Annotated in this window: 11 protein-coding genes; 8 read left to right on the forward strand and 3 right to left on the reverse strand. The window is 40.2% G+C overall.

Going from position 1 to position 12101, the window contains the following annotated elements; translation table 11 throughout:
* Positions 1 to 3: 3 nt before the first annotated feature.
* From H3U73_RS10010 to lpxA, 8 genes are all read left to right on the forward strand, one after another.
* Complete coding sequence (locus tag H3U73_RS10010; protein ID WP_084550549.1) at positions 4 to 813, forward strand: phosphatidate cytidylyltransferase; 810 nt, start codon at positions 4 to 6, stop codon at positions 811 to 813.
* A gap of 7 nt (positions 814 to 820) precedes the next feature.
* A complete protein-coding gene (gene ispC, locus H3U73_RS10015; RefSeq protein ID WP_084550547.1) occupies positions 821 to 2023 on the forward strand; it encodes a 1-deoxy-D-xylulose-5-phosphate reductoisomerase in 1203 nt (400 codons plus the stop codon).
* 14 nt (positions 2024 to 2037) lie between these two features.
* Positions 2038 to 3378 carry an RIP metalloprotease RseP gene (gene rseP / locus H3U73_RS10020; RefSeq protein ID WP_084550545.1) on the forward strand — a complete coding sequence of 447 codons (1341 nt, stop codon included), beginning with the start codon at positions 2038 to 2040 and terminating at the stop codon, positions 3376 to 3378.
* A gap of 3 nt (positions 3379 to 3381) precedes the next feature.
* Complete coding sequence (bamA, locus tag H3U73_RS10025; protein ID WP_084550542.1) at positions 3382 to 5757, forward strand: outer membrane protein assembly factor BamA; 2376 nt, start codon at positions 3382 to 3384, stop codon at positions 5755 to 5757.
* Between the two features lie 24 nt (positions 5758 to 5781).
* Complete coding sequence (locus H3U73_RS10030) at positions 5782 to 6279, forward strand: OmpH family outer membrane protein (protein WP_084550540.1); 498 nt, start codon at positions 5782 to 5784, stop codon at positions 6277 to 6279.
* 9 nt (positions 6280 to 6288) lie between these two features.
* A complete protein-coding gene (gene lpxD / locus H3U73_RS10035) occupies positions 6289 to 7344 on the forward strand; it encodes a UDP-3-O-(3-hydroxymyristoyl)glucosamine N-acyltransferase (protein WP_084550538.1) in 1056 nt (351 codons plus the stop codon).
* 10 nt (positions 7345 to 7354) lie between these two features.
* The gene (fabZ, locus tag H3U73_RS10040) at positions 7355 to 7813 is read left to right on the forward strand and encodes a 3-hydroxyacyl-ACP dehydratase FabZ (RefSeq protein ID WP_025329705.1); all 459 of its coding nucleotides are present in this window, start codon (positions 7355 to 7357) and stop codon (positions 7811 to 7813) included.
* A 71-nt stretch (positions 7814 to 7884) separates the two neighbouring features.
* Complete coding sequence (gene lpxA / locus H3U73_RS10045) at positions 7885 to 8661, forward strand: acyl-ACP--UDP-N-acetylglucosamine O-acyltransferase (protein ID WP_078474541.1); 777 nt, start codon at positions 7885 to 7887, stop codon at positions 8659 to 8661.
* A gap of 715 nt (positions 8662 to 9376) precedes the next feature.
* Here lpxA and H3U73_RS10050 read toward each other — a convergent pair.
* The 3 genes from H3U73_RS10050 to H3U73_RS10060 all read right to left on the reverse strand — a co-directional run bounded on the left by H3U73_RS10050 (position 9377) and on the right by H3U73_RS10060 (position 11318).
* Complete coding sequence (locus H3U73_RS10050) at positions 9377 to 9793, reverse strand: biopolymer transporter ExbD (RefSeq protein ID WP_025329707.1); 417 nt, start codon at positions 9791 to 9793, stop codon at positions 9377 to 9379.
* Positions 9794 to 9795: 2 nt separating this feature from the next.
* Positions 9796 to 10461: a MotA/TolQ/ExbB proton channel family protein gene (locus tag H3U73_RS10055; RefSeq protein ID WP_025329708.1), complete on the reverse strand. Its 666-nt coding sequence runs from the start codon at positions 10459 to 10461 to the stop codon at positions 9796 to 9798.
* An 83-nt stretch (positions 10462 to 10544) separates the two neighbouring features.
* A complete protein-coding gene (locus H3U73_RS10060; protein WP_025329709.1) occupies positions 10545 to 11318 on the reverse strand; it encodes an energy transducer TonB in 774 nt (257 codons plus the stop codon).
* Positions 11319 to 12101: the final 783 nt, after the last annotated feature.

Consider the following 12101-nt stretch of genomic DNA (forward strand, 5'->3'; position numbering starts at 1 on the left):
TTTATGCTCAAACAACGTATTCTTACTGCTCTGGTTTTACTGCCCTTAATGATAGGTATGTTGTTCGGGGCTAACAACAGTTTATGGGCTGCATTTAGCGGTCTGATTGCCTTACTAGCTTTATGGGAATATGCCCGTATTGCCCATTTCACTAACATACAGAATGCCCTCTATCTGCTGGTCAGCGCAGTAGGCGGTGGATGTCTTTATTTTTATTATCAGCAGACGGCATTACCACTCTGGGCACAGATAATGGTTTTGCTGTTCTGGCTGATTATCGTACCAGTCTGGTTAAAATTTAAATGGAAGATCAGAGCCAACTTGTTTGGTGTCATGATTGGCTGGCTATTAATGGTGCCCTTCTGGCAGGCATTAATTTCTTTGCGGCCGGATACTAAAGCTGCCGGTGCTCTTTTATCGATCATGGCATTAGTGTGGATTGCCGATATTGCTGCCTATTTTGTCGGAAGGGCTGTAGGTAAACGTAAACTGGCTCCAACTATCAGTCCGAATAAAAGCTGGGAAGGTGCTATTGGTGCGGTTATTTGTGTTGCTATCTATACAATTGTCCTGCAACAGCAAGGCTGGTTACCGGTTATTCTACCTTGGTGGCAAACCCTGTGTTTGGCTTTTGTTCTGACTGCAGTCAGTATCTGCGGTGATTTGCTGGAAAGCTGGTTAAAGCGTGCCGGTGGTGTAAAAGACAGCAGCCAGCTTTTACCCGGACATGGTGGTGTGTTTGATCGGATAGATTCCCTGATTGCTGTACTGAGTGTTTATGCCGCCTTGATAGCCTGTTTTAGTGTAAAGTGATTTTTTGATGAGTGGTTATAATCCTACTTCTATAACTATTCTGGGAGCGACTGGCAGCATTGGTCAGAGTACTCTTGATGTTATTGGGCGCCATCCTGAACGGTTTTCTGTTTTTGCGTTAACCGCACACCAGAAAATTGATCGTCTGGCAGAACTGTGTATTCGTTATCATCCAGTTTACGCTGTGGTTGCTACCGCTGCGCAGGCGGATGTTCTGCGAGTACAATTACAGACTGCTGCTGTTACTACAGAGGTTTTATTTGGAGAACAGGCTCTGTGCGATGTTGCACAGGATAGTGAAACTGATGCTGTCATGGCTGCTATTGTCGGTGCCGCCGGCTTAAGACCTACGTTAGCAGCAGCGAAAGCCGGTAAGACTATTTATCTGGCAAATAAAGAAACCCTGGTAGTCGCCGGTGCCTTATTTATGCAGACTGTTCAGCAGTACGGTGCACGGCTGTTACCTGTAGATAGTGAGCATAATGCTATTTTTCAGGCATTACCTGATAATTATCAGGGAAATTTGGAGCATGCTGGCGTAGCATCGCTGGTTTTAACGGCATCAGGTGGTCCTTTTCTGCACACCGCACTGGCAGATTTTGTGGCTATTACCCCAGAGGCTGCAATACGCCATCCAAACTGGCAGATGGGTCGCAAAATTTCTGTTGATTCAGCTAGTATGATGAATAAGGGTCTTGAGTTAATTGAGGCTCACTGGTTATTTAATGCTGCTGCTGAACAGCTGGAAGTGATTATTCATCCGCAAAGCGTGATACACAGCATGGTTCGTTACCGAGATGGTTCTGTACTGGCTCAAATGGGTAAACCGGATATGCGTATTCCGATTGCACATTGTCTGGGCTTACCAGACAGAATTGATTCAGGGGTTGAACAGCTGGATTTTACCAGTTTAAGTGGTTTACACTTTTTGGCACCGGATTTCATACGTTTTCCATGCCTGAAACTGGCTTATGATGTATTACACAGCAATAATCCGGCCAGTTCATGTGTGCTGAATGCAGCTAATGAAGTTGCCGTAGCTGCCTTTCTGGACAGAAACATTCAGTTTGTTGATATAGCGTCAGTAGTTGATAACTGTCTGCAATATTTTAGCGGGCAAACTGCGTCTTCTATAGAAGAACTCTTGCAACTTGATACACGGGTGCGTAGTGTAGCAAGTGCATGGATAGCTGGCCGGTCTGCCGGATGAGAACAGGATAAACCATGTTATTAACCATATTTGCTTTTATTGTAGCAATTTTACTGCTGGTAAGTTTGCACGAATTAGGCCATCTGGTTGTGGCTCGCTGGTGTGGTGTTAAAGTACTGCGTTTTAGTATTGGTTTTGGTAAACCATTTTTTTGTTTAAAACGCGGCAATATCGAATGGTGTCTGGCACCCATCCCTCTCGGGGGGTATGTCAAAATGGTTGATACCCGTGAAGGAGATGTCAGTGAAGCTGATTTACCTTATGCTTTTGATAAGCAGCATCCTCTTAAACGTATTGCAATCGTTGTTGCCGGTCCGTTGACGAACCTGATATTAGCTGTACTGCTGTATGCAGCAAGTTTCAGCATAGGTGGTATTACTCAAATTCGCCCCTGGGTGGGTATGGTTGAGCCAGCTACAGTAGCTGCTGATGCAGGTTTTCAGCAAGGCGACCGTATCAATAGTGTTAACGGACAGGCTGTCACAGACTGGACGGATGCTCAGGCTAAAATTATGCTTAATCTGGATAGCGGCAAAGTTCAGGTTGATGTTATCAATGCAGCCGGACAACCGCAGCAGCGGCGACTGAATATTGCCGGTACCGATGCTGCTGCTAATGTTGCCAAAACCGGTTATCTGGGTATTGCACCTTTCAAAGTTATTAATCAGATAGGTATGGTTATACCGGATAGTGTCGCAGCTAAAGCTGGTCTGCGTACAGGTGATATCTTATTGACCATTAACGGACGCAAACTTACTGGCTGGCAGGATTGGGTAGACAGTATCCGGGCCAGTGCCGGTGCAAAACTTGACATTAGTTATCAGCGAAACGGACAGATTCTGCAAACTAGCCTGCGACCGGAATCAGTGCTTGAAAAGGGAGCAATAATTGGTCAGGTTGGTGTAGGTGCCATGCGTGATAAAACATGGGATGCCCAGATTCGCCAGCATTATCAGCCCGGTTTTTTTGAATCCGCACGATTGGCTATGCAACGCACGTGGGATTACATTACACTTACTCTTTCCATGTTTGCCAAATTACTTACTGGTCAGGCATCGCTGCATTATCTTTCCGGTCCATTGACTATTGCAGATGTGGCTGGCAAAACTGCTGCTATGGGCTGGCAAAGTTATACAGAATTTCTGGCTCTGGTCAGCGTAAGTCTTGGCGTACTCAATTTATTACCCGTTCCCGTATTAGACGGGGGGCATTTACTGTATTATGCCATCGAGTGGATTCGTGGCAGACCCCTGAGTTTGCGTATACAGGAAATGGGGTTGCGTTTTGGTATTGCTGCCATGTTAATGTTAATGCTGGTGGCTTTCTTCAATGATATTACCCGTTTGTTTGGATGAATGATGAAATTAAAACAGATTACTGTCAGTTTAATGGCTCTGGGCCTGTCTTCACTGGCTTTAGCAGTAGAACCGTTTACCATAAAAGACATTCGGGTAGAGGGTTTACAGCGTACAGCTCCCACAACTGTTTTCAGTTACCTTCCGGTTAAAATCGGTGATACTTTTACCGATACGGAGGGTGAAGAGATTATCAAAAAACTGTATGCGACAGGTTTTTTTGATGATGTACGGGTTGAAACCATGGGTAATCAGGTCCTGTTAACTGTAGTGGAACGGCCAATTATCAGCAGCTTTGATGTTACCGGCGGTAAATCCATCAATAATAATGATATTAAGAAAAATCTGAGTGGTTTTGGTCTGGGTCAATCACGCGTATTTAATCCGGCTACATTGGAGCAGGCAATAGTAGGTTTGCAGGATGCCTATCGCCAGCGTGGTAAAAATGCGGTAAAAATTACTCCCAAGGTTACCCGGCTGGAACGTAATCGTGTTGCACTTGAGCTGAAAATAGATGAAGGTGCAACAACAACCATCAAATCAATTAATTTTAGTGGTAATAAACACTATTCTGCCCATACTTTGCGTAAACAGATGTCATTAAGCCAGAAAAGCTGGACAAGCTGGTTAACCAGGGATGATCGTTATTCAGATACCCAGTTACAGCAGGATCTGGATAAAATCAATAATTATTATCAGGATCATGGGTATCTGAATTTCCGTATTGCTGATGTTAAAGTAAACAGCAGTGAAGATAAAACTGCTCAGATGATTAACATCACAGTAAATGAAGGCGAACGCTATCGCTGGGGTAATGTAACTGTTGGCGGTGATACCCGTGAAGTACCCGCAGAATCATTACAGCAACTGGTTAAAATCAAACCGGGAAGATGGTATAACCGCTCACAGATGATTAATATCATCAGAGCAATTCAGGACAAAATGGGTAGCTCAGGTTATGCTTTCTGTCAGGTAGATGTTCGCCCTGTACCCAATGAAAATACACATGTTGTCGATTTTGTACTAAACGTCGTTCCTGATCGTAAAGTCTATGTTAATCAGATCAATATTACAGGTAACAACAAAACCCGTGATGAGGTACTACGGCGTGAATTGCGGCAAATGGAACGCGCTCCCTATGATGTATCGAAAATTAACCGTTCCAAAGAGCGTGTTCAGCAATTAGGCTATTTTGATAATGCTCAAGTAGATGTTAAGCCTGTAGCAGGTACACCAGATCAGGTTGATCTGGATATGAGTGTCAAAGAGAGATCAACCGGTTCTATTAATGTTGGTGCCGGTTGGGCGCAGGATGACGGTTTGCTGCTGTCAGCAGGTATTGCACAGGATAATTTGTTTGGTACTGGTAAATCGGCCAGTCTGCAACTATCCCGCTCCAAGGTTAATCAGGTTGCGGCTCTTTCCTTTACAGATCCGTATTTCACTCCTGATGGTGTCAGTCTAGGGTATAACCTGTACTATCGTGGTTATAACCCCAGCAAATCAGACAGTAACTCAATGGACTATAAAACCACGACCATTGGTGCAGCAATGACCATGGGCGTACCGATTACCGAGTATGACCGAGTTAATTTCAGTCTTGGTGCAGAGCATCTGGCCGTTAATTTGTATGGCGAATATGCGCCGCAGCGTTATGCTGAATTTGTTCAGAAATATGGTAAGAATAACTGGATATTAAAAGGTACTGTCGGCTGGGGTCGTAATACCACAGACAGTTCATTATGGCCTACTCGCGGCTACATAATGAATGCTAATATTAACAGTGGTTTACCCGGCGGCGATTTACAATATTACAGCATTAGTCATGACCAGCGCTGGTATTTCCCGATAAATAAAAACTTTACCCTTATGCTATATGGACAGCTTGGTTATGCGGATGGCTATGGAAAAACCAAGGATTTGCCATTTATGTATGCTTTTAATGGCGGTGGTTTAGGTTCAGTACGTGGTTATGAGTCTGGTACACTTGGTCCGAAATACTTTAACCGATACAGTGACGGTTCATATAGTAGTGATTCCAGCAGTTATGGTGGTAATTATATTGCTACTGCAACTGCAGAACTGCTGTTCCCGTTTCCGGGAATTAAAGATCAGCATACTGTCCGCCTCAGCATGTTTGCAGATGCCGGTAGTGTGTGGGATAACAAAACTTATAACTATTATGATGAAAAAAATCCTTATGGCGGCTCCAAAACACATAAATCAAGTATTGGTAACGAAGTACGCTATTCTGCTGGTTTAGCCGTTACCTGGTTGTCACCTATGGGACCACTGAAATTCAGTTATGCTTATCCAATTCATAAAAAATCGGAAGATCAGATACAACGCTTCCAGTTCCAGTTGGGAACTACGTTCTAATCGCAGCTAGATAAGGACAAATTTATGTTTAAAAAAATTGTTTTAACATTTGCTGCTGTACTTTCCTGCTCTTTTGCATGGGCAGAAAGTATACAAAAGCTCGGTTTTATTGATACCAGCCGTGTTTATCAGCAATCTGTTCAGGCTCAGTCTATTCAGAAAGATCTTGATAAAGAATTTGCGCCGTTGCAGAAAAAACTGCAAGCCATGCAAGCTGAAGGGCTGAAACTAAAAGAAGCAATTGAATCAGGGAAAGTTCCGGCGGCCGAGCGTGAAGCAAAAATAAAACAAATGCTGCAAATGGATGAACAATATAAAGAAGCAGCTGCAAAACTGGCAGAAGATTACAACCTGCGTCGTAATGAAGAATTTGCCTCACTTCAGCAAAATGCCAATAAAGTTATTATCGAAATGGCACGAAAAGAAGGATATGATTTGATCATACAAGATGCCATATTTGTTAACAGTAAATTTGATATCACTGATGCTGTTATTAAAGCATTAAATGCACAAAAACAGTAAGGCAGAAATATGGCTGTAAACCAGATAACCGCTGCCGCTTTAGTTGAACAGCTGGGCGGACAATTGCGTGGCAGTGATGTCATTGTTACCAGAATTACTTCATTACAACAGGCGCAAGCAAACGATATCAGCTTTCTCAGTAATCCACGTTTGCGTGCAGAAGCATTGGCCAGTAAGGCCGGGGTACTGATTGTTACCGAAAAATCTGCCGAAGTTTTAACTGATCGTACACTGATAGTTACTGATGATCCTTATCTTTACTTTGCTCAAGTTGCCCGTTTGTTTCATCCTCGCATTCAGGCTAAAGCATCTATCCATCCCAGTGCAGTAGTTACACCATCTGCACAAATTGCAGCCAGTTGCGAAATTGGTGCTCATGTTGTTATTGGTGAGCGCTGTATCATTGGTGAAAACACACGCATTCTGGCTGGCGCTGTTATTGAAGATGATTGTACGGTGGGTAGTGACTGTGTTATTCATGCTAATGTAACCATTTATCATGGTTGTATACTGGGTAACCGGGTAGAACTGCATTCGGGATGTGTTATTGGTGCTGATGGGTTCGGTTTTGCATGGGACAAACAGAAAAATGAATGGTTTAAAATTGTTCAGACCGGTTGCGTGATTCTTGGTGATGATGTCGAAATTGGAGCCAACACCACAATTGACCGCGGAGCAATTGAAAACACCATCATAGAAAATGATGCCAAAATTGATAATCAGGTGATGATTGGCCATAACGGCAAAATCGGTGCTCATGTAGCTATTGTAGCTTGTACAGGCATTGCCGGTAGTACAGAAGTTGGCGCTTATTCCGTTATCGGCGGTGCAGCAATGATTGGTGGTCATTTACACATTCCGCCGAAAACAACGATTGGTGCCGCTACAGCTGTCAGTCATAGTATTAAGGAAAGCGGATACTATGCTTCTATTTTTCCGTTACAAAAACATAGTGACTGGGTAAAAAATGCTGCCCATATTCGTCATTTACATGAAATGAGTCAAAAAATAAAAGCCTTGGAACATCAATTAGCCGAATTAAACGGCAATTCATCAAACCAATAGGATTAAAGCAATGGATTGGTCTTTACCTTTAGATATTCGTACCCTGCAGAAATTATTACCTCATCGTTATCCATTTTTACTGATTGATCGTGTTATCGCTTACGACAGTGAAGCCATGACTTTGAGTGCAATTAAAAATGTCACCGCTAATGAACCCTTTTTTCTTGGTCATTTTCCTGATTTTCCGGTTATGCCTGGTGTATTGATTATTGAAGCTATGGCACAGGCATGTGGAACACTGGCTATTTTAAGTCATGGTGGTCGTGACGATGATGAAATTTATTTTTTTGTAGGCATTGATAATGCCCGTTTCAAGCGTCAGGTTGTCCCCGGCGATCAGCTGAAATTCGAAGTTAAATTATTGGCAAACAAACGTGATATCGGTAAATTCAAGGCTGTTGCTTTAGTAGATAATCAGGTTGCGGCAGAAGCTGAAATCATGTGTGCCAAACGCAAGGTAGAAAAATAAAAAATACATTACTAAAAATATTAATCATCTATGATTAAACTAGTCGTTAACCACGACAGCAGGAAATATACATGACGCAGATTCATCCCACAGCCATTATTGATCCCAAAGCAGAACTCGATAGTAGCGTATCTGTGGGAGCCTATACCATAATCGGTGCAAACGTGCAGATTGGAGCCAATACCGATATCGGACCGCATGTTGTTATTGACGGGCACACTACTATTGGTGAAGGCAATCGAATTTTTCAGTTTGCTTCACTGGGAGCAATCCCACAAGATAAAAAATACCATGGGGAACCAACAAGACTTATTATTGGTAACCATAACACCATCCGTGAATTTACCACCTTCAATACGGGTACCGTTACCGGTATTGGTGAAACTCGTATAGGTGATGATAACTGGATAATGGCTTATGTTCATTTGGCTCATGACTGTGTTGTCGGCAATCATACAGTTTTTGCCAACAATGCATCGCTTGCAGGACACGTTGTTATCGGTGACTATGTAATACTGGGCGGTTTCTCACTTGTACATCAATTTTGTCAAATTGGCGATTATGCTATGACAGCTTTTGCTGCCGGTGTGCATAAAGATGTACCCCCGTATGTTATGGCTGCTGGTTATCGTGCCGAGCCAGCCGGACTTAACACTGAAGGTTTGCGCCGGCACCAATTTGCATCAGAACAAATTGCCAACATCAAACGTCTGTATAAAATTCTTTACCGCCAGGGATTGGCTTATGCTGATGCTAAAGCCAGAATTATTGCTGAAGCAGATTCAGCACCTGAGTTACATGTGTTTAAAGAATTTTTTGCACAATCAACGCGTGGTATTATTCGTTAGTTCAGGCGCAATACAACAGGTAGATAATCAATAATTAATCTACCTGTTTTACATTTAAAGATAGAAATCTAAATACAGATATTTAATAGATGGATTAATTAATAATCTAGAAAATTTTTACATGAAATTTACTACATAACAATATCTAAATTTTATAAGTTATTTTAATAAGTACCTCAGAAAAATCTGCTGAATAATAGACTCTGTTATTCCATAACTCTGGAAAGCAATATTGATATATTGCTTTTATTAATACTTATATCGTGAAAATTTCATTATAAATATAAAAGGGAGAATCAATCGTTTGAATGGTTATAAATATATTTCTTGAAATATTGGACATCATCAGTTCTGCACTTTTCTAAAAACAAATAAAAAAAGAAAAGGGCGGTGATAAAAGACTAAGGAAAAAATGACATCATGTATATTTTATTAGTGCCTATATTATCGATTATATGAATAGTCTCCACTCAGTAATATGATATTACTTCATATCCCACTAGAAATAATATACGCAACTATAGTGATATCAGTAATTATGAATAATTATTTAATACGCGCAAACGGAGACAAAAATAATTTAAGTATTTAATTATGATGTCAAATTTTATTGTAGTATTATTTAATTAATTATATTGCAATAACAATAATCTATTAAAAATGGACTTTCCTCGACAGAAAGTCCATTTAATAGAATTATATTGAGATATTTAATTTACGATTTATCTTCCGTAACAAAGCCAACTTTTACCAAACCTGCATCCCGAGCAGCGGCTAATACCTGAGCAACATGATCATAAGCAACGTGTTTATCAGCAGCTATCGCCAGTACTAGTTCTGGATCTGCCTGAGCCTTCAGATGTAAATCATTTTTTAATTGAGTTAGGGAAAGTGTTTGTTCACCTAATTTATATTGCCCGTCAGCACCAATCGATAAGCGTAATGGAGATTTTGGTTCTGTTTGCTCCGTAGGATTAGCGGTGGTAGGTAAAGTTAACGGGATAGAATGAGTTAATACTGGCATCGTAATCATAAAGACAATCAAGAGTACCAGCATTACATCAACCAGCGGCGTTACATTAATATCAGCTGATTCATGTACCTCATCATCACTGAAATGACCGAATGCCATCACTATTCCTCATTATTTAATAATTGTGCATGTAAATCATGAGCAAAACCATCAAGATCACGACTTAAATTTTTCTTGCTGCGTACCAGACCATTGTAAAACAGTAAAGCCGGAATCGCTGCAAATAAACCTATGGCGGTAGAAATTAATGCCTCACCTATAGGACCAGCTACAGCAGCAATACTCATCTGTCCGCTATGGCCAATATTAATTAAAGCATGATAAATACCCCATACAGTACCAAATAATCCGATAAATGGAGCACTTGAACTTATTGATGCCAATACAGTCAGTCCACTCTCATAGTGGCGCATAATCTGTTCCATACTATTACGAATCTGACTGGTAAGGTAGCGGTTAAAGGGCATGGCCGCAGCCAAAGAATGATTAGCTTTATCATGATAAAGCTTACTTGCGTGTAATGCATCACGAGTCAGTAAAGCCACCGGTGAATGGTTTTCAGCCAGTTCATGTTGCAATTGAACCAGATTCTCAGCTGTCTCAAAGCAATTTAAAGCTATGCGATTATCCCGCCTTGCGCACCATAAACTCCAGCATCGAACCAAAGCAATAATCCAGGTTATAATGCTCATCAAGACAAGAATAGCCAGAACAGTTAGCAAAATCCAACCGCTTTGAGCATAAATTGAAGCAATATTACCATCCATAAGAATAATTACCTTCAAAGTTAATAATGATTTAACTAAATCATTTAAAATACAAAAATTACATTACTTATCGTTATTTTTTATCAATCTGATATTTTGAATTTTATATTAAACTGATAGTTATAAGAGATTGGAATACCACCGCGCGTAGCTGGTTTAAAACGATATCTCAGTATTGCCTGCTTAGCAGCCCGGTCAAGACGGCTATAGCCACTACTTTTACTTATAGTGACATTAAGTGCTTTTCCGTCTGCACCTACATAAACCTTTATACCCACCACACCTTCTTCCCCATTACTCCGAGAGTCATACGGATAATCCGGGTTTAATGCAGCCAGATAACCTCCCTGATATTCTTTTGGCACAACTAAGCTACCAGCAGACTGATCACTGCTGTTTTTACCATTTGCAGATTTGGAATCTGATTTTCCGCCAGTATTTGCAGAAGTAGCATCTGGAACATTGTTGCTAGGTGCAGGCGCTATTGGCGATGATTTTGCTACTGCAGGTATCAGCTTCGGTTCATCCTCTTTGGGTGGAGTAACTTTAAATTGACTTTGTACTTTGCTAGTTGCTACAGGTTTTATCAGAGTTTTTTCAGGTAGCACTTTTCTAGGCGGTGTTTTTACCGTCTGTTTATGCACAACATGCTGTTGAGATTCGGGTTGTTGAGGAACATCGTCAGCAATCTTGCCAGCCATATCCGAGCTTATACCTAAATCAACAAAATTCAGTGCTTGTATATTATTATCAACTTTAATCTGCTGTTCATTAAATGCTATTGTCCAAAATAAAATAGCATGTACGCCCAGCACTAAAATAACAATTAAAAAATTGACTTTGCGTTGGTTTTCCATATCATTGCATGATAATAGAAACCATTATTATTTGCAATATAACTTAACACTAAAACATAAGAGTGCGTTAATCAGTCAGATTGAGCAATTTATAAGCTTGTTAAAGCGTAAACAGATCGTATTTAAAGCTTTAATACACCTATATACAATTATCAAAACAATATAATTATGACTTGATTCTACTTAATATTTAAAAACAAAATATAAGATTAATTAAAATAGAAAATTATCTGATTATCGGAATTAATTTAGAACTATTAATTAAAGGTAACAGAAAAACCGCTTTATCTTTATATATATCTGTATCTCTAAATTTAGCTAATACTATTCTGACAAAATCAAAATATAAAAAAACAGCAACAGACTAAAGTTAGAAAAATAGCTATAGGACACATCTATATAGTATAGAGTTCATAAAGTACAAGATAAAAGTTAAGTTAATTATTTAATTGATATATTTTAACAACAAAAAAGTTTACTGAAGCTCTATTATAGAAACGATAGCCTTAAATATATCTAAATTAAATTTGGTTTAATCAATAAAGCCTGAGTCGAAGTAGTTCACAATAATTTAAAGTGAGTATATGAAAGTGCCAAATACAAATATAAGAAGAGTCATCTAGTCACAAGTAAAAGGAAATAGAGGGTATAAACAAGTCAACATCCCTATCGGCAGATAGTGGAGTCAAATAAAACAACAAAACTGAGTCAAAGGCACCAAAAATAAATTTAGGAAAAACAGCTGAATGAGAAGAAAGTCAAAAATAAATGCAGGCAGGAGTT

Source organism: Snodgrassella sp. W8124 (assembly GCF_016100875.1).
Taxonomy (GTDB): Bacteria; Pseudomonadota; Gammaproteobacteria; order Burkholderiales; family Neisseriaceae; genus Snodgrassella; species Snodgrassella alvi.